We start from the raw sequence: 17,885 nt of genomic DNA, 5'->3' as shown, positions 1-17,885 counted from the left end.
GCGTCTTACCTAAATTCCGAGCCATGACAGAGAACCAAGGGCCGAAGCACAAACGGGATCTGACGCGTCGCAAGGTCGTCGTCACCGGCGCCGGCGCGGTCGCCGCGGTGGGCGTCGCGGGCGGAGTCGCCGCGGGCGCGTTCGCGGGCGGGACGGGGAAGAAGACCCCCACCCCCAAGGCCTCCAGCACCAGCACCAGTTCCGAGGTCTGCTACACGCTGACCTCCGAGACCACCGAGGGGCCGTACTACATCGACGCGGACAAGCTCCGCCAGGACATCACCGAGGACAAGGAAGGCATCCCGCTGACCCTGAGCCTCCGGGTGATCGACTCCGAGACGTGCAAGCCGATCGTCAACGCGGCCGTCGACGTCTGGCACTGTGACGCGCTGGGCCTGTACTCCGGCTACGAGAGCCTCTCCAGCGGTGGCGGCAGCGCCCCGACCGACGCCCCCTCGGGCACCCCGACGGGTGAGCCGCCGACCGACGCGCCGTCCGGCGCCCCCTCCGGCGGTACGGGCGGTGGCGGTGGCCACGAGGAGCCCACCGACGATAAGCGCTACCTGCGCGGCACCTGGAAGACGGACCGGCAGGGCCGGGTCACCTTCAAGACGATCTTCCCGGGCTGGTACCGGGGCCGCTGCGTCCACATCCACACGAAGGTGCACGTGGACGGCACCTGGACGGACGCCGGCTACGAGGGCGGCACCACCTGCCACACCGGTCAGTTCTTCTTCGACGAGGAGTCGGTGCTCGCCTCCGCCGAGGTCGAGCCGTACTCGACGTCGACGACCGAGCGCACGACGCTCACCGAGGACACGATCTACGACCAGAGCGGGACCACGGGCGGTCTGCTCGAGCTGAAGTACGACAAGAAGAACATCGCCAAGGGTGTGATCGGCTCCATCACGATGGGCGTCGACCCCGAGGCGACCCACACCGGCACGGACGACGCGGTGCAGCCGGGCGCGTCCGAGTCGGCGACGGACACGGCTTCGCCCTCCGCTTCCGCGAGCTGACGGACGTACGGCCCGCGAAGGGCGGCCCGGGACCCTCCCCCAGGTTCCGGGCCTTCGCCGTTCGTTCACATATATGTGCGTCGACCCAACCCATTGACCCGGAACTGCGGCCTCCGTAGTCTCCTCCGATGCCCGTGTACGTGATTGCTGTTCACGTATATGCACAGAGGGAGACAACGATGTCAGAAGCTGTGGTGCCCGCCGGACGGATGCCCGACGGTCAGGTGTCCGACGCCGAGAGCCGGGCCGTCAGCAAGTTCCTGCGCCGGATGCTGCCGATCCTGGTCCTGATGCTGCTGGTCAACCAGATGGACCGGACGAACGTCGGCTTCGTCCAGGACGAGCTGCGGGCCGACGTCGGGGTGAGCGCCACCGCGTACGGGCTCGGCGCCGGGCTCTTCTTCATCGGGTACGCACTGTTCGAGGTGCCCAGCAACATGCTCCTGGAGCGGTTCGGTGCCCGGGTCTGGCTCACCCGCATCATGATCACCTGGGGTCTGGTGATCGTGACGATGTGCTTCATCCACAACGTCACGACGTTCTACGTCCTGCGCTTCCTCCTCGGTGTCGCGGAGGCGGGCTTCTTCCCCGGCGTGCTCCTCTACTTCACCCAGTGGCTGCCCGACTCCAGCCGGGGCCGGGCGAGCGCGATCTTCCTGGGCGGCTCGGCGACGGCGTACATCGTGACCGGCCCGATCACCGGGGCGCTCCTCGAACTGCACGGGACGGGCGGATTCGCCGGCTGGCGCTGGATGTTCGCGCTGGAGGGCGTCTTCTCGATCCTCGTCGGATTCGTCGCCGGGTTCTTCCTGGTCTCCCGCATCGAGGACGCCCGCTGGCTGACTCCGGAGGAGAAGACGGCGCTGAGCACGGCGGTCGCCCGTGACGAGGAGGCCCGCGCCCGCGCCCCGAAGGTGTCCCGGATCAAGCTCATCCTGCACCCCCAGGTCGCCCTGCTGACCGGCGTCTTCTTCGCGATGGCGCTCACCGGGTACGCGATCACCTTCTGGCTGCCGAGCCTGGTCGACGACATCGGCGGGCTGTCGTCCTTCCAGGTCGGGCTGCTCACGGCCGTACCGTGGATCTGCGCGGTGATCGCGATGTACACGGTCAGCCACTTCACCGACAAGGCCCCCGACCGCCGCCCCTACCTGGCGGTCGCCCTGGTCCTGTCGGCCGTCGGCACCTTCCTCGCCACCCTGGGCTCCCCCTGGTTCGGCCTCGCCGCGCTCACGCTCGCCGCGGTCGGCGGGAAGTGCGCGGCCACCCTGTACTGGCCGATGGCCCAGTCCGGGCTGGACCTGAAGGTCGCCGCGCCGGGCCTGGCGCTGGTCAACTCGATAGGAAACCTGGGCGGTTTCGTCTCCCCCTTCCTCTTCGGCTACCTCAAGGACACGACCGGCAGCACGAACGGCGGCCTGTACACACTCTCCGCCGCGTCACTGCTCGCGGTGATCGGGGTCTTCGCCATCAGGAACACCCGCGGGGGCACGAGGTCCGGGGTCGCGCCGAGCACCAGCGCGGTCGCGTCCTGAGTCGGTGGGCAACGGCGAGGCGCCCGGGGTCAACACACCCCGGGCGCCTCGGCGGGTTGTCCGCAGGTTCCGCGCGTGGCTACTTGGCCACGAACTGCGTCAGGATCGCCTGCACCTCGTAGATGTCGACGCCCTTCGTGAACGTCTTCTGGACCGGGGTCGGGGAGCCGGAGATCCAGATCTTGAGTTCGGCGTCGAGGTCGAAGGTGCCCGCGGTCTCCACCGCGAAGTGGGTGATGCTGCGGTACGGGACCGAGTGGTACTCGACCTTCTTGCCGGTGATGCCCTGCTTGTCGACCAGGAGGAGCCGGCGGTCGGTGAACAGGATGGTGTCGCGGACCAGCTGGTAGGCGGCGTGCACCTGCTCGTTCTGGCCGAGCAGCCGGGCGTAGTCCTGCTGGGCGGCCGTCGGGTCGACGGTGTGCGCGTTGCCGAAAAGTGCCATGGATGAATCCCCCAGGAAGTGGACGCAGATGTCCACGCATGTCTCAGTAAGCAACTGTAAGTAGCTGTATGCCACTTGCTTCACATGATCTTCGCACTGTATATCCGCTGAAAGAGGGGCCTGCCTAGAGGAGCGGGAGATTCCGTACATGCGGAGATCGGCGGGTATCGGGAGCGTCCACGGGAGGTTCGCAGGCGACGCACAGACTTCTCGTCGGGAGTGCACAGAGGGGGCACGTTCCATGGGGACTGTCGTACTCGCACCCGCTGGAGGAAGCCATGGGAATCGTCGTTCCGCTCACGCTGCTGCTGATTGTCGGAGCGGTGGCTTCCGTTGTGCTGCTGCGCAGGCAGGCGGGGGTGTACGCGGTTCCGTCAGGGCTGTCCGGGCTGGACGCGGAAGTCGAGGCCAACCGGTGGGTCGTACGGCTCGGGGGGAGTCTGGCCGGGCTGCGGCCGGGCGCCGACGAAGCCGCCGCGCAGGCGCTGGCCGAGGCGACCGGACGCCACCATGCCGCCCGGGGCCAGCTGGCCACCGCCCGCACTCCCGCCGAGTACGCGCTCGCGAGGCAGACCGCTGTGGAAGGGCTCCAGTACGTACGGGCCGCCCGCGCCGCTCTCGGGCAGGCGTCCGGTCCGCCGGGTGCCGATGTTGATGCCGATGACGAGGCGGTGGACAGAACCGCCCGTCAACTCCGGGGAGTCCACGGGCGGTTCGGGGTCACCGCGTGACCTGTGCGGCTACTCGGACGCGCCGCCGAAGCGCTCCTTGTACGTCTCCAGGTCCTCGTCCGTCAGCTTCGCGAACAGGACCGGCGGGACCGTGAAGGCGGTGCCGGCGGGGACGGTGGACAGGGACTTCGCCTCCTCGGCCGTGATCCACGTCCTGGTGTCGCCCCCCAGCGCGAACGCGGCGCGCATCGTCGCCGACGACGTCGGGATGAAGGGCTCCGAGACCACCGAGTAGAGGTGGATGAGGTTCATCGCCGTACGCAGGGTCAGGGCCGCGCCGTCCTGGTCGGTCTTGATCTCCAGCCAGGGGGCCTTCTCCTCCAGGTAGGAGTTGCCCGCCGACCAGAGGGCGCGCAGGGCGGCCGCCGCCTTGCGGAACTGGAGCGCCTCCAGCTGGTTCTCGTACTCCGCGAGCAGCTCGGCGATCTGCTCGCCCAGCTTCGTCTCCGCCTCGCCGGCCGCCGAGCCCGCCGGGACCTCGTCGCCGAAGCGCTTCTTCGAGAAGGAGAGGACACGGTTGACGAAGTTGCCGAGGGTGTCCGCCAGGTCCTTGTTCACCGTGGCGGTGAAGTGCTCCCAGGTGAAGGAGGAGTCGTCGGACTCGGGGGCGTTGGCGATCAAGAAGTAGCGCCAGTAGTCGGCCGGGAGGATGGCCAGGGCCTGGTCGGTGAAGACGCCCCGCTTCTGGGACGTGGAGAACTTTCCGCCGTAGTACGTCAGCCAGTTGAAGGCCTTGACGACGTCGACCTTCTTCCACGGCTCGCGGACGCCGAGTTCCGTGGCCGGGAACATGACAGTGTGGAAGGGGACGTTGTCCTTGGCCATGAACTCCGTGTACCGGACGGGGTTGTCGCCGCCGTCCGCCTCGTACCACCAGGACTTCCAGTCCCGGTTCTCCGGGTCGAGGTCCGACCACTCCTTCGTCGCGCCGATGTACTCGATCGGGGCGTCGAACCAGACGTAGAAGACCTTGCCCTCCGCCGCCAGCTCCGGCCAGGTGTCCGCCGGGACCGGGACGCCCCAGTCGAGGTCACGGGTGATCGCGCGGTCGTGCAGGCCCTCGGTCAGCCACTTGCGGGCGATCGAGGAGGCGAGGTGGGGCCACTGGCCCTCGTGGGCGGCCACCCATTCCTCGACCTCGTGCTGGAGCTTCGACTGGAGGAGGAAGAGGTGCTTGGTCTCACGGACTTCCAGGTCGGTGGAACCGGAGATCGCGGACCGGGGGTTGATCAGGTCGGTCGGGTCGAGGACGCGGGTGCAGTTCTCGCACTGGTCGCCGCGCGCCTTGTCGTAGCCGCAGTGGGGGCAGGTGCCCTCGACGTACCGGTCCGGGAGGAAGCGGCCGTCGGCGGGGCTGTACACCTGCCGGATCGCGCGTTCCTCGATGAACCCGTTCTCGTTGAGCCGGCGGGCGAAGTGCTGCGTGATCTCGACGTTCTGCGGGGAGGAACTCCGCCCGAAGTAGTCGAAGGCCAGCGCGAACCCGTCGTACACCGCCTTCTGCGCGTCGTGCGCCTGCGCACAGAAGTCCGCCACGGGGATGCCCTGCTCCTTGGCCGCGAGCTCGGCCGGGGTGCCGTGTTCGTCCGTCGCGCAGATGTAGAGGACGTCGTGACCGCGCTGCCGCAGGTACCGGGAGTAGACGTCCGCCGGGAGCATGGACCCCACCATGTTGCCCAGGTGCTTGATCCCGTTGATGTACGGAAGGGCGCTGGTGATGAGGTGTCGAGCCATTGCGGGCTGCTCCCAAGTCGCTACATGGAGTGACGGTTTTGGTGTGTTTGGACCGTCTACGAACCTTGAAATCGTAGCCGACTGGTATGGGGCGCCCGCCTCCCGTTTTTGCTCGGTGGGAGGCGGGCGGGGTGGTGCGGGGTGGTGGGTGCGTGCGGTGTCTTTGCGCTACGGGCGCCAGTTCGCCAGTACGCCCTCGTACAGCTCCGTGTCCGTCAGTTCGCGCGGGGTCGGGCCCGCGTGGAAGAAGGACGTGTTGTCGGTCTTCAGCTTGCGGAGGTAGTCGAAGGCCTTGTTGTCCTGCTCCCCGAAGGCGACGAAGGAGAAGAAGACGGCCGGGTGGCTCTTCGCCGCGTCCGTGAGGGACTGGGTCGCGGGGGTCTTGGCGTCCGGGGCGCCGTCCGTCTGGAAGACGACCAGGGCGGGGTCGGTGGTGCCGGACTTCTGGTAGTGCGTGAGGACTTCCTCGACGGCCACGTGGTAGCTCGTACGTCCCATGCGGCCGAGGCCGGCGTGGAGTTCGTCGATCTTGTTCTCGTGGTCGGGGAGGGTCAGCTCGCCGGTGCCGTCCAGTTCCGTGGAGAAGAAGACGACGTGGACCTGGGCGTCGGGGTCGAGGTGGGCGGCGAGGGCGAGGGTCTGCTCGCCGAGGGCCTGGGCGGAGCCGTCCTTGTAGTACGGGCGCATTGACGCGCTGCGGTCCAGGACGAGGTAGATCTTGGCGGGGGTGTTGGTGAGGTTGAGGGTGGTGAGGGTTTCGGTGGCGGCGTTGTAGGCGGTGAGGAGGGTTGCGGGGACGGGGGTCTCGGCCTCGGCTTCGCCATCGGCCGTGTCGGTGTTCCCACCCGCACCGCCCGTGGCGCTTTCGTTGTCGGGTGCGGGTGGCCCCTGTGGGGCTTCCTCCGCGTCGGCGGCTGCCGGTTCCAGGTCGTCAGCAGGCTCGGACACGGACTCCGGTTCCGTTTCCGGCTCCGCCGTCACTTCCGGGGCTTCGGGAGCGGACTCCTCGGCGACCGCTTCGACCTCGGGCTCGGGGGTCGTCTCGACGACCGCCTCCGCCTCGGGCTCGGCGACCGCTTCAGCCTCGACCTCGGGCTCCGGCTCCGGCTCCGGAGCGACCTCGGTCACCTCAGCTACCGGCTCAGCCTCGGGTTCGGCCTCGGTCACCGGCTCGGCCTCGGGTTCGGCCTCCGGCGTCGGCTCCTCGGCGACAGGCTCGGCCTCGGGCTCAACCTCGGCTACCGGCTCGACCTCGGGTTCGGCCTCGGCTACCGGCTCGACCTCAGGTTCGGCCTCGGCCACCGGCTCGGCCACCGGCTCGGCCTCAGGTTCGGCCTCCGGCGTCGGCTCCTCGGCGACCGGCTCGACCTCCGGCTCAACCTCGGGCTCGGGGGTCACCTCGGCCACCGGCTCCGGCTCGGAGGTCGCCTCGACGACAGCCTCAGCCTCAGGCGCAACCTCAGGCTCGGGCTCCGGCGTCACCTCGCCCTCGGCAACCGGCTCAGCCTTTACCTCGGCCTCCGCCTCAGCCTTCTCCTCCGCCTCCGCCTCCGCCCCAACCTCAGCCGCCGGCTCCGCCTCAGTTGCCGCAGGCTCCGCCTCGGCGGTAACCGGCTCCGCCTCGATCGCCACCGGCGTCGCCTCAGCCTCGTCCACCGGCTTCGCCGGCTTCGGGACCGTTACGTTGTCGAAGGCTGCCGACACCAGGTCGTCCACCACCGATGACGGGGCGGGGGCCGGAGTGGGCTCCGGCGCAGGTGCCGGGATGGTCGCTTCCGGGGTTTTCGGGGGTTCCGTCAGGGTCGGTTCCGGGGACGGTGCCGGAATCTTCGGCTCGGTGGCCTCCTGCTGAGGAGCCGACTCCGCCTCCCGCGCGGGCGCCGCCTCGGCGTCCCGCCCCTTGCGTGACTTGCCGAACGCGTTCCGCAGGAGAGTGAGAATGCCCATGTGCGCAACCCTTCACGTGAGTTGTAGCCCGTCAATCCCTGGCCAGGACGGACACGTAAGGTTAGCGGGCCGCGCTGGCGATCTTGGGCTGGGTCTTTCACGGAACCCGACGGACGTCAAGGGTGCCACTCCGCCAACCTCGAAGTCCCCTCCCCGTCCCCCTCCCCACCAGGCCGCGAGCATGCCATTCGCGTCCCCAACACCCTTACCGCTCCCACAGGTTCACCGTCCGTTCACCCGGCGGCCCCGCCCCTGCACCCCCGCCCCCCTAGGTTCACGCTGACACCAAGGGCACGTATGGGGACACCAAGGGGAGAGTAAAGTGCGCAAGCTGCTGCCGTTGATCGGATCGCCGTCCGAATCGCATCCGGGTGGCCGGTCCGCGATGACCTGCCGTTTCCGGTGTGGTGACGCCTGCTTCCACGAGGTTCCCAACACCAGTACCAACGAATACGTCGGCGATGTGATCGCCGGCGCCCTCAGCCGCCGTTCCGTGATGCGGGCCGCCGCCGTCGTCACCGTGGCCACCGCGGCCGGTACCGCCGTGAACGTCGCCGGCGCCCAGGGTGCGGAAGCAGCCACCGCGGCCACCTCCGGTCACCCGCGCCCCTCCCACTCCTCCGTGCCGCGCGGCCTGCGCTTCACCGCCGTCGAGCCCAACACCGCCGACGCCGTGACGATCCCCGGCGGCTACAGCCAGAACGTCGTCATCCGCTGGGGTGAGCCCATAGTCAAGGGTGCTCCCGCCTTCGACCCGGAGAACCAGACCGCCGCCGCGCAGGCCGGTCAGTTCGGGTACAACAACGACTTCCTCGCCCTGCTCCCCCTGCACGGCAACCAGAAGATCCTCGTCGCCAACCACGAGTACACCGACGAGATCCTGATGTTCCGCGGCTACGACGCCGCCAACCCCACCCGCGAGCAGGTCGAGATCGCCTGGGCCGCGCACGGGCTCTCCGCTGTGGTGGTGGAGGGGGACCGGAGGACCGGGAAGCTCACGCCCGTACCCCGCCACCCGCTCAACCGGCGCGTCACCGCCACCACCGAGTTCCGGATCACCGGACCGGCCGCCGGGTCGGATCTCCTCAAGACCTCCACGGACCCGACCGGGCGGAAGGCCTTCGGCACGCTCAACAACTGCGCCGGCGGCACCACCCCGTGGGGGACCACCCTCCACGGCGAGGAGAACTTCAACCAGTACTTCGCCAACGCCTCCAGCGCCACCGACAAGCGGTACGGCATCGGCACCGGCGCCAGCGAGCGCAAGTGGGAGCGGTTCGACAAGCGGTTCGACGTCGCCCAGGAGCCCAACGAGGTTCACCGGTTCGGCTACGTGGTGGAGTTCGATCCTTACGACCCCTCCTCCACGCCCCGCAAGCACACCGCCCTCGGACGCTTCAAGCACGAGGGTGCCACCATCCGGCTGACCTCCGACGGGCGTCCCGTCGCCTACACCGGCGACGACGAGCGCTTCGACTACTTCTACAAATTTGTTAGTAGTAAGCGGATGCGGCACGGGGATTCGCGGTCCGTCCGCGAGCACAACCTCTCTCTGCTCGACGAGGGCACTCTCTACGTCGCCAAGCTCACCGGTGACTCCCCCGCCATCGAGATCGACGGCACCGGCAAGCTGCCCGCCGACGGTGAGTTCGACGGCAGCGGTACCTGGATTCCGCTGGCCACCGCCACCGCCAAGGGTGCCGTCTCGCACGTCGAGGGGATGAGTGCCGAAGAGGTCTTCGTCTTCACGCGGCTCGCCGGTGACAAGGTCGGCGCCACCAAGATGGACCGGCCCGAGGACATCGAGCCCAACCCGAAGACCGGCAAGGTCTACGTCGCCCTCACCAACAACACCAACCGCGGTGTCGGTACGAACGCCAAGGCCGACGAGCCCAACCCGCGCAACGCCAACAAGCACGGCCACGTCCTGGAGCTGACCGAGCGCTGGAACCGGCCGGAGAGCACCTCGTTCGCCTGGCTGCTCTTCCTCGTCGCGGGCGACCCGGACGACCCGGCGACCTACTTCGCGGGCTTCCCGAAGGACGACGTCAGCCAGATCTCCTGCCCGGACAACGTGGCCTTCGACCCGCACGGCAACCTGTGGATCTCCACGGACGGTGCCCAACTCGGTTCGCACGACGGCCTGTTCGGCGTGGCGACCCAGGGTGCCAGGCGCGGGGAGCTGAAGCAGTTCCTGACCGTGCCGAAGGGCGCCGAGACCTGCGGTCCGGTCATCGGGGAGCGCCAGGTGCTCGTCGCCGTGCAGCACCCGGGCGAGATCACCGGCGCGACCGTCGAGGCCCCGGCCAGCACCTGGCCCGACGGCCCGGGCACGTACGTCCGCCCGGCGGTCGTCGCGGTGTGGCGCAAGGACGGTTGCGACATCGGCAGCTGACCCAACGGTATCTAGGGGAGGGCTGGGACCGGGCGAGTTTTCGTACCGCTCTGTTCCAGCCACTCCCGGTACGCCGGTGCCTGCCGCGCCACCTCCTCGTACGCCTCCGCCAGCGCCGGATGCACTCCGTCGAGGTCCGTCTCCGTACGGGCCGCCAGTAGCAGCCGTACGCCGAGCGGGTCGCCGTGGAGTCGGCGTACCGCCATCTCGGGGCGTGGCAGGCAGGTCGCCTGGCAGACGGTGACGACCTCGCCGGTCGCCACCAGCGAGGCCGTGGTGTGGTAATCGCCGTGCAGGACACGGGGGTTGAGGCCGGCGGTGCGCAGCATGCGCAGTACGGCGTCGAACTCGCCGTCGACCGTCTCGTCCACCATCCAGCGGTCGCCGGCCAGCTCGGAGAGGTGGACGACCGGTCTCGCGGTGGCCGGGTGGTCGGCGGGCAGGGACACGAACTGGGGTTCCCGGTCGACCAGTACGCGCAGGCACACGCCGTCCGGGACCCGGAGCGGGCAGCCCTCGACCTCGTGCACGAACGCCACGTCCAGCTGGCCGTCGGCCACCATGCGCAGCAGCGCGTTCGCGGAGACGTCCATGCGGAGCGTGGGTTCCTGCTGGCGCTGGCGCAGTCGGCGGAGCCAGCCGGAGAGGGCGCGACTGGCCGTCGAACCTATGCGTAGTTGGGGGCCTTCTGCCGCTGCCGCCCTCGCCTCCGTGACGAGGGAGCGCATCTCAGCCACCAGAGGTCGGGCCCGGCTCAGGACCACCCGGCCGAGCGGTGTCGGACGGCAGCCGGCCCGGGTACGGGTGAACAGCTCGCCGCCCAGTTCTTGTTCGATCCGGCGCAACTGGGTGCTCAACGAGGGCTGGGCCACGCCTAGTTGGCGGGCGGCGCGGTGCAGGCTGCCGGTGTCGGCTATGGCGCAGAGCGCCCGTAGGTGTCTCACCTCTAGTTCCATGCGGGGGGCTCCGCCTGGGTTGCGCGCATGTTCGTGTCCATGTCATCCGACGGTACACAGAGTGCGGGTCGGTGGGGGCTGGTCGCGCAGTTCCCCGCGCCCCTTTGGGGCGCGACACCTCGTCCGGCGACAGAGGTACGAGGCCGGCGATAGGGGCGGGCTATCGCCACTTGCCATCATCACAGCCGCCGTACAGGGACCGACACTCACGATACGACGACTGACTCACCCCCCACTCAAGGAGTCATCGATGCGCAAGTCCACCTCTGGTGTCGTGGCGGCGGCGTTAGGTCTCAGCCTGGCAACTCTCGTGCTGGGTACGGCGGTTCCCGCGACGGCCAGTCCCACCGTACGGGCCTCGTACGCCGGGTCGGCCGAGGAGGCCGCCGCGAACAAGGCGTTCTTCGAGGCCGTACTGAAGTCCGTCGCCGAGAAGCGCGCAGCCAACCCGCGCTCGGCGGCTGCCGTCACCGTCGTCTACAACGCGTCCCGTGCGCCCTCCTTCAGCGCCGAGATAGCCCGCTCCACCTCGATCTGGAACAGCTCGGTGACGAACGTGAAGCTCCAGTCGGGCACCGCGGCCGCCGCCGACTTCACCTACCGCGAGGGCAACAGCTCGAACGGTTCGTACGCCTCGACGGACGGTCACGGCAGCGGCTACATCTTCATCGACTACGCGCAGAGCGAGCAGTACGACCCGACCCGTATCACCGCCCACGAGACGGGCCACGTCCTCGGTCTGCCCGACCACTACTCCGGCCCGTGCAGCGAGTTGATGTCGGGCGGCGGTCCCGGCACGTCCTGCACCAACGCCACCCCGAACGCGGCCGAACGTGCCCGAGTGAACCAGCTGTGGATCAACGGGCTTGCCGCAGCCCTGCGCTAGCACCCCAGCAGCACACCCCACGTAACACCCCAGTAGCCCCCACCCCCCACAGGCGCGGGCCGTCCCTCTGCACAGGGACGGCCCGCGCCCCCCTTCCTCCTCCTACTCGTGCGGTGACGTGATCGCCCGTGCCGCCGCCACCTCCTGCCGCAGCGGCTCCAGCACACTGTCCGCCGGTCCGCTGAGGTCCGTACGCACCGCGTACAGGGTCTCCACGCGGCGCAGTCCGTCCGACAACTCCCGCAGCTGTACGGCGACTTGCGCGATCTCGGCGTCGGACGGAGGCTTCGCGCCCTGCTTGATGTGGACCCGGGCCGCGGTCGTCGCGTCGACGATGCGTTCCACCGCGACGACCAGGGGCCACCAGGCCGCCGCCCGTCGTCCGGTGGGCGGCGGTTCGGTCAGGGCGCGCTGGAACTCCGTACGGACGACGGAGAGATCGCGGTAGAGGCGGCGCCGCATACGGGCGCGGACCGCACCCTCGGTGTCCGGGCGGAACGCCGATTCCACATAGCGGGCCGTGTCCGCGACCGCGTCGGCGAGGCGGTCGCCGACGCGGGTGTGCCAGCTCTCCGGCCAGAGGAGATAGCCCGCGACCAGGGCGATTCCGCAGCCCATGAGGGAGTCGAGCAGTCGGGGCAGCAGCAGGCCGGTGCCCTGGTGGTTGAGGATGTCGGAGAGCAGGAGGATCACCGGGGTGATGGCGGCCGTCTGGTAGCCGTATCCGCGCGGGGTGAACGCCGGGATCAGCGTGGCGAGGAGCAGGATCACCGGTACGTCCCACCAGCCGCGCGGCACCTGGACGAGCACCGCCGCCGCGACGACCAGCCCGGCGACCGTGCCCAGGGCGCGCAGCAGCGCCCGGGAGAAGACGGAGCCGAAGTCGGGCTTCAGGACGAAGGTGATCGTGAGAGCGACCCAGTACGAACGCGGGACCGGGACGATCGAGACCAGCACCTGCGCCAGGCCGATGCACAGCGCGAGACGTACGCCGTAGCGCCAGGAGTCGGCGGACAGGACGACGTCCCGGGCGGCGCCGGCGGCGCGTGCGCGCAGGGCGCCCGGTCGCCCTAGCCTGTCCTCGACCCCGGAGACACGCAGGTCGGGGGAGCGGCTGCCGACCACCTCGGCCGCGTGGCGCAGCGCCTGTTCGACCGCGCGGCCGGTGTGGTCGGTCGGGGCGGGGATGCTCTGCCCTATCGGGCCGCCGTAGCCCGTGTCGACGGCGTCGGCGAGGTGGCGGACCGCCTCCGGGACCTCGGGCGGCAGTGGGCGGCCGGCCTGGTGGGCGGCGGGGGCGGCTTCGACGACCGGGGTGATCGCGTTCAACTGGGCGAGCAGCCGCACGAGTTCGGGGCTGCGGCCGTGGTGGCGGGCGCGCCGGGCGAGGACGAGGTCGTACGACTGGTTGAGGGACTGGGTGACGGCCTGGCGGGCGTCCTCGTAGCCGTCGGTGGCGCAGGCGGCGAGCAGTTCGGCGACCGTACGGTAGGTCTGCGCGACCGCCGCCCGCTCCGGTACCCCCGACCGCAGCGGCCAGGCGAGCAGGGCGAGGGCCAGGACCAGCAGGCCGCCGCCGGACATCAGTACCGGCGCGAGCCACCACGCCCCCGGCAGCGGCAGGCCTGCCCCGATCACGGAGTTGAGGAGCAGCAGCAGTCCGGACACGGAGGCCACCGCGCCGATCGTCGAGATCATCCCGGAGACGAGGGCCACGCAGGTGACGGCGACGACGGCGGTCCAGCCCTGGCCGTAGACGAGTGAGCCGAGGGTGACGCCGAGGGCGCCGAAGAACTGGGGGATCGCGATGTTGAGGATGCGCATCCGGTAGGCGTCGGCGGTGTCCCCGATGACGCCCGAGAGGGCGCCCATGGAGGCGAGGGCGCCGTAGGAGGGGTGGTCGGTGGCGAGGCCGATGGCGAGGGGGAGCGACATGGCGATGGCGGCGCGGGCCATGGCGGGGCGGTTGACGGGCGGGGCCGGCTGGGGCTTGAGGTTCCGCACCAGCCAGTCGGGAGGTGTGAGGCCGATGGGGAACTCGCGGGGCATGGCCCCATTATCGCCGCAGGGGCGCCACTCTCACCGGGCGCGTTCGCGCTGGTGGAGGGCCAGGTCGACGACCAGCGCGCGGTGATCGCTGTCGGCGATGCCGAGAAAACGGGCGTCACTCGCCGAGAACTCCCCGGAGACGAGCACATGGTCGATCTGCGCGCCGGCCGTCGGCGCGGTACGGGCGGGCCAGCTCGGCGTACGGGCGGCCCCCGCCAGCCGGGCCGCGTCACGCAGTCCCGTGTCGAGGAGACGGCGGAAGGCGGCGTGGTCCTGGGAGGCGTTGAAGTCGCCCGCGAGGATGGTGGGCGTACGGGAGGGGTTCTCCGCGGCGAAGTCGCGCAGGGCGCCCAACTCCTTCCGCCAGAGGCCGACTTGGCCGGGGATCGGCGGCATCGGGTGGGCGAGCTGGACCCGTACGGAGTGACCGCCGGCCAGTTCGGCGACCGCACCGGGCATGCCCATCGTGCTGCCCGGAATGCCCTCCGTACCCTCCAGCGGAAAGCGGCTGAGGATGACGGAACCCTCGGAACCGGCCCCCGGGACGGCCTCCCGGTAGGGATAGACACTGTCGAAGGCGGTCGCGAGAGCGTCCTCGCAGCGGTACTCGCACTCCTCGACGAACACGAGGTCGGGCCGCTCCCGCCGCACGACCGGGATCAGCGCGCCGGTGCCCTCCCCGAACTCCACGTTGGCCGTCAGCACCCGTACCTCGGCGGCGACCGTCCCACCGGGCTCGCTCCCCGTCCCGTACGGCTGGGTGAACCACCCGGTGACCGCCAGCAGTACCGCGCCCCACACCATCCCGGCCCGCCAGCGCGCGAACAGCGCGAGGAGCAGGCCGGCGGCGGTGGGGGCGAGCAGCCAGGGCAGGAAGGCGAGCAGTTGCGGTACGGGGGTCACGGCATCGGCGTCGACGGCCCGGCACACGACGACGACACTGACCGCACCGAACCCGGCGCCCACAGTCCGGACCGCCGCCGTCACCCAGCCACCCCGTAGTCCCACGGCTCGACGATACGGGGGCCCGCGAGGCTCAGGGGGCCGTGTCGATGCGCGCCGCCAGGAAGTCGGCGAGGGCCCTGTTGAACTCCGTCGGACGTTCCAGGTTGGGCATGTGGGCCGCGTGTTCGATCACCTGGAGGGTGGAGTCGGGGAGCGCCGCGTGCATGGCCTCGGCGTCGGCGACCGGGGTGAACTCGTCGTCGGCGCCCACGACGACCAGGGCCGGGACGGTGAGCCGGGTCAGCAGGGGGCGGTAGTCGGGGCGCAGGGCCCGGCCCCGGAGTGCCGCCGCCGCGCCCCGGGGGTCCGTGGCCGTCATCATGCGGCGGACGTGGGCCTTGACACCCGCGTCGGCGTACGGCGCCACCATCTTCTCCAGCACCTCGTCGGAGTACCCGCCCATGCCCTCGCCGAGCAGCCGGTCCGCCATCGCGTTGCGGGCCACGTGCCCCTCCGGGGTCTCGGGTGCGGGGAAGGTGTCGGCCAGGACCACACCCCGGACGCGCTCCGGGAACCGGGCACAGCACTCCATGACGATCTGGCCGCCCATCGACAGCCCGCCGAGCACACACGACTCGACCTTCGCCTCGTCGAGCAGCGCCTCGATGTCCTGCGCGAACCGCGAGAGCGGGGTGACGGCGTCGGGGGCGAGCGGGGAGGTGCCGTAACCGCGCAGATCGGGGGCGATGACCTGGCGGGTGGCCGAGAACTCCTCGATCTGCTGGGTCCACATGGTGTGGTCGAACGGGTGGCCATGAATCAGAACAAGAGGGGCAAGGGGAATAAAGGGTGTATTCGGGGTAAGGGGAGCCATGTGGACAACCCTAGATCGCCCCAACTCCTCGGTGCAATAAGATCTTTGCTCTCGGTGCAATCCGGCCGGGACGGCAATTCGCTTCTGTACGGGGGTACTTGATGGACGACGACTACCGGCGTCTCGCCGACCGCATAGCCGACGACATCGCCAGCGGACGCCTCCGGCCGGGCGAACGGCTGCCTCCGCAGCGGGCGTTCGCGCGGCGGCGCGGGATCGCCGGGTCGACGGCCGGGCGGGTGTACGGCGAACTCGTACGGCGTGGACTGGTCGTCGGCGAGGTCGGACGCGGCACGTTCGTCCGGGCCGCGCCACCCGCGCCGAACGGGCGCGCGCTCGCCGAGCCGGTGGCCGCCGCCTTGGCCCCGAGGGTCAACATGGAGCTGAACTACCCTTCCGCGCCAGGCCAGTCGGAGCTGCTCGCCCCGGCGCTCGCGCCTCTCCTGCGGCCCGATGTGCTGACGGAGGCGCTGCGCCCGGCGCCCGCCGACGGCACCCCCGAGGCCCGGGCGGCGGTCGCCAGGCTCCTCGCCACCCCGGGCTGGCGGCCCGACCCCGACGGCGTCCTCTTCGCGGGCAACGCCCGGCAGGCGATCGCCGCCACCCTCGCCTCCCTGGTCCGGCCGGGCGGCCGGGTCGGCGTCGAGGCGCTGACGTATCCGCTGGTCAAGGAGATCGCCGCCCGGCTGGGCATCGTCCTGGTGCCGCTGGCCATGGACCAGGACGGCGTGCGCCCCGACGCCCTCGCCGCCGCCCACCGCAGCGCTCCCCTGTCCGCGCTGTACGTCCAGCCGACGCTGCACAACCCGACGTCGGTGACCATGGGCGAGGGGAGGAGGCGTGAACTCGCGCGGGTGGTGCGGGAGTTGGTGGTGCCGGTGGTGGAGGACCGGATCTGGTCGTTCCTCACCGACAGGGATGTGGGGGAGCCTCTCGCCGCTCACATACCCGAACTCGCCCATGTCGTCGACGGGTTGTCCAAGCGGGTCGCGCCCGGGCTCACCGTGGGCTTTCTCGTCGTACCGCCGGCCCGGGCGGAAGCCGTCGGGGCGGCCGTGCGGTCGGGTGGGTGGAGTGCGGGGCGGTTCGCGCTGGAGGCGGGTGTGCGGTGGGTCGAGGACGGGACCGTCGCGCGGCTCGTGGCCGCCAAGCGGGTGGACGCGGCGCGTCGACAGCGGCTGCTGGCACGGGAGTTGGCGGAGTTCGGGGGCGCCGTGCGGTCCGATCCGTACGCCTACTACGCCTGGTGGGAGTTGCCCGCGTCCTGGCGGGCGGACACCTTCACGGCCGCCGTCGCGGCGCACGGGATCGCCGTCACGCCCGGGGGCGCCTTCGCCGTGGGGCCGCAGCGGGCGCCGGACGCCGTCAGGCTCGGACTCGCGTCGGCTCCGGAACCGGAGCTGGCGCGGGCGTTGCGGACGCTCGCCGCAGTCGCCCGGCGCGGCCGTACCGGTCGGTGACCCACATGCTGAGGGCGACGGCGAGACCGAGGGCGAGGAGCAGCCAGGAGACCGTGCGGAGGGTGGCCGTCAGGGCGTCGTAGACGGCGCCGGCGGCCGGTGCGGAGACGCCCGGCGGCAGGTCGGAGAGGGTGAGACGGCGGACGATCACGAGCGCGACGCCGAGCAGCGCCCCGCCCAGCGCCGTACCGAGGGCGGTCGCCGTGATCGCACGGCGGCGCCGGACGGCGAGTGCGATACCGGTGACGGCGAGGACGCCGGCCGTCACCGGAAGCCAGAAACCGGCGACTTCGAGCACGCGAAAACCCTTCCGGAGCGGTACGAGATCCTGGGCGGGCAGCACCGCGACCTCGGTGTGCGCGATGGGGATGTGGCTCGCCAACGGCACGTGGTCGTCGGTGAGTTGGCGCTTGACCTGGGCGGTGACCGGCGCGAGGTCGATGGTGACGGCGCCCTCGCCGCCGTAACTGCCATAGGGGCTTTGTGTGCTGGGGTCGTCGTCGCGCAGGGCGTGCAGGACGGCCTCGTGGGTGGCGCGGTTGGCCGTGTCCCAGGCCGCACGGAAGGCCTCGGTGCGGGTGAACGAGTGCACCGCGTCCTGCACGAAGTGGTTGGCGCCGACATCGAAGGGGCCGACGTCGATCGCGTGCACGATCCCGGCGCCGAGGTTGTCCGCGATGGCGTCCTGGACGTCCGGGTTCTCGGCGAGCGGCGCCATCATGGTGACGTACCGGCCGGTGTCGGCGAGCCCGTACGCCGCCCAGGCCGAGAGCGCGCCGAAGGGCAGCAGCAGGCACGCGAGGGCGGTGAGGGCGGCCGACAGGGCGCTCCGGAGACGGTGAGGCACTCCCCCAGGCAAGGGCCCGGGGGCGGGAAGCGCGAGCCGGTTGACTGCATATGGGCGTGCGG

The 17,885-nt window shown here is 70.7% G+C and carries 14 protein-coding genes; 6 read left to right on the top strand and 8 right to left on the bottom strand.

Going from position 1 to position 17,885, the window contains the following annotated elements:
- The first annotated feature begins 23 nt into the window (after nt 1–23).
- Both ACWCRB_RS14505 and ACWCRB_RS14500 read left to right on the top strand, forming a co-directional pair.
- The gene (locus ACWCRB_RS14505) at nt 24–1,019 is read left to right on the top strand and encodes an intradiol ring-cleavage dioxygenase (RefSeq protein ID WP_450996346.1); all 996 of its coding nucleotides are present in this window, start codon (nt 24–26) and stop codon (nt 1,017–1,019) included.
- A 179-nt stretch (nt 1,020–1,198) separates the two neighbouring features.
- Entirely contained in the window at nt 1,199–2,554 is a 1,356-nt protein-coding gene (locus ACWCRB_RS14500) for an MFS transporter (protein WP_450996345.1), read from the top strand.
- A gap of 79 nt (nt 2,555–2,633) precedes the next feature.
- On the opposite strand, the gene ACWCRB_RS14495 is transcribed toward ACWCRB_RS14500, so the two are convergent.
- On the bottom strand, nt 2,634–2,999 hold the full coding sequence (locus tag ACWCRB_RS14495) for a PH domain-containing protein (RefSeq protein WP_235476740.1): 366 nt from the start codon (nt 2,997–2,999) through the stop codon (nt 2,634–2,636).
- Nucleotides 3,000–3,277: 278 nt separating this feature from the next.
- On the opposite strand from ACWCRB_RS14495, the gene ACWCRB_RS14490 reads away from it, so the two are divergent.
- A complete protein-coding gene (locus ACWCRB_RS14490; RefSeq protein ID WP_450996344.1) occupies nt 3,278–3,730 on the top strand; it encodes a hypothetical protein in 453 nt (150 codons plus the stop codon).
- A gap of 9 nt (nt 3,731–3,739) precedes the next feature.
- Here the strand turns inward: ACWCRB_RS14490 and metG are convergent, their stop codons facing one another.
- Nucleotides 3,740–5,464, bottom strand: a complete 1,725-nt coding sequence (gene metG / locus ACWCRB_RS14485) for a methionine--tRNA ligase (protein ID WP_450996343.1) — start codon at nt 5,462–5,464, stop codon at nt 3,740–3,742.
- Between the two features lie 168 nt (nt 5,465–5,632).
- Nucleotides 5,633–7,411, bottom strand: coding sequence for a VWA domain-containing protein (locus ACWCRB_RS14480; RefSeq protein ID WP_450996342.1), 1,779 nt, complete (start codon nt 7,409–7,411; stop codon nt 5,633–5,635).
- 322 nt (nt 7,412–7,733) lie between these two features.
- Here ACWCRB_RS14480 and ACWCRB_RS14475 point away from each other — a divergent pair, with 322 nt between their 5' ends.
- Nucleotides 7,734–9,806: a PhoX family protein gene (locus ACWCRB_RS14475; protein ID WP_450996341.1), complete on the top strand. Its 2,073-nt coding sequence runs from the start codon at nt 7,734–7,736 to the stop codon at nt 9,804–9,806.
- Between the two features lie 11 nt (nt 9,807–9,817).
- On the opposite strand, the gene ACWCRB_RS14470 is transcribed toward ACWCRB_RS14475, so the two are convergent.
- Nucleotides 9,818–10,762, bottom strand: a complete 945-nt coding sequence (locus ACWCRB_RS14470) for a LysR family transcriptional regulator (protein WP_450996340.1) — start codon at nt 10,760–10,762, stop codon at nt 9,818–9,820.
- 250 nt (nt 10,763–11,012) lie between these two features.
- Between ACWCRB_RS14470 and snpA the strand changes: the two genes are divergently transcribed.
- A complete protein-coding gene (gene snpA, locus ACWCRB_RS14465) occupies nt 11,013–11,648 on the top strand; it encodes a snapalysin (protein WP_450996339.1) in 636 nt (211 codons plus the stop codon).
- Nucleotides 11,649–11,750: 102 nt separating this feature from the next.
- Here snpA and ACWCRB_RS14460 read toward each other — a convergent pair whose 3' ends face one another.
- The 3 genes from ACWCRB_RS14460 to ACWCRB_RS14450 are packed head-to-tail and all read right to left on the bottom strand — an operon-like array spanning nt 11,751 to nt 15,516.
- Nucleotides 11,751–13,697: an FUSC family protein gene (locus ACWCRB_RS14460; protein ID WP_450996338.1), complete on the bottom strand. Its 1,947-nt coding sequence runs from the start codon at nt 13,695–13,697 to the stop codon at nt 11,751–11,753.
- Between the two features lie 30 nt (nt 13,698–13,727).
- Nucleotides 13,728–14,705 carry an endonuclease/exonuclease/phosphatase family protein gene (locus ACWCRB_RS14455; RefSeq protein WP_450996337.1) on the bottom strand — a complete coding sequence of 326 codons (978 nt, stop codon included), beginning with the start codon at nt 14,703–14,705 and terminating at the stop codon, nt 13,728–13,730.
- A gap of 28 nt (nt 14,706–14,733) precedes the next feature.
- Entirely contained in the window at nt 14,734–15,516 is a 783-nt protein-coding gene (locus ACWCRB_RS14450; protein ID WP_450996336.1) for an alpha/beta fold hydrolase, read from the bottom strand.
- 101 nt (nt 15,517–15,617) lie between these two features.
- On the opposite strand from ACWCRB_RS14450, the gene ACWCRB_RS14445 reads away from it, so the two are divergent.
- Nucleotides 15,618–16,976, top strand: coding sequence for an aminotransferase-like domain-containing protein (locus ACWCRB_RS14445; protein WP_450996335.1), 1,359 nt, complete (start codon nt 15,618–15,620; stop codon nt 16,974–16,976).
- Here the strand turns inward: ACWCRB_RS14445 and ACWCRB_RS14440 are convergent.
- On the bottom strand, nt 16,882–17,823 hold the full coding sequence (locus tag ACWCRB_RS14440) for a hypothetical protein (protein WP_450996334.1): 942 nt from the start codon (nt 17,821–17,823) through the stop codon (nt 16,882–16,884). The genes ACWCRB_RS14445 and ACWCRB_RS14440 overlap by 95 nt on opposite strands.
- Nucleotides 17,824–17,885 lie beyond the last annotated feature (62 nt).

The sequence above is a fragment of the Streptomyces sp. NPDC002156 genome (assembly GCF_053593675.1).
The sequence above is the reverse complement of the archived record's forward strand: the minus strand, read 5'-3'. Positions and strand labels throughout refer to the sequence as shown.

Excerpts from the sequence above, each read along its gene's own strand:
- ACWCRB_RS14470 (WP_450996340.1), bottom strand. The coding sequence starts at position 10,762 with ATGGAACTAGAGGTGAGACACCTACGGGCGCTCTGCGCCATAGCCGAC.
- ACWCRB_RS14490 (WP_450996344.1), top strand. The coding sequence starts at position 3,278 with ATGGGAATCGTCGTTCCGCTCACGCTGCTGCTGATTGTCGGAGCGGTG.
- snpA (WP_450996339.1), top strand. The coding sequence starts at position 11,013 with ATGCGCAAGTCCACCTCTGGTGTCGTGGCGGCGGCGTTAGGTCTCAGC.
- metG (WP_450996343.1), bottom strand. The coding sequence starts at position 5,464 with ATGGCTCGACACCTCATCACCAGCGCCCTTCCGTACATCAACGGGATC.
- ACWCRB_RS14495 (WP_235476740.1), bottom strand. The coding sequence starts at position 2,999 with ATGGCACTTTTCGGCAACGCGCACACCGTCGACCCGACGGCCGCCCAG.
- ACWCRB_RS14450 (WP_450996336.1), bottom strand. The coding sequence starts at position 15,516 with ATGGCTCCCCTTACCCCGAATACACCCTTTATTCCCCTTGCCCCTCTT.
- ACWCRB_RS14505 (WP_450996346.1), top strand. The coding sequence starts at position 24 with ATGACAGAGAACCAAGGGCCGAAGCACAAACGGGATCTGACGCGTCGC.
- ACWCRB_RS14460 (WP_450996338.1), bottom strand. The coding sequence starts at position 13,697 with ATGCCCCGCGAGTTCCCCATCGGCCTCACACCTCCCGACTGGCTGGTG.
- ACWCRB_RS14500 (WP_450996345.1), top strand. The coding sequence starts at position 1,199 with ATGTCAGAAGCTGTGGTGCCCGCCGGACGGATGCCCGACGGTCAGGTG.
- ACWCRB_RS14445 (WP_450996335.1), top strand. The coding sequence starts at position 15,618 with ATGGACGACGACTACCGGCGTCTCGCCGACCGCATAGCCGACGACATC.
- ACWCRB_RS14480 (WP_450996342.1), bottom strand. The coding sequence starts at position 7,411 with ATGGGCATTCTCACTCTCCTGCGGAACGCGTTCGGCAAGTCACGCAAG.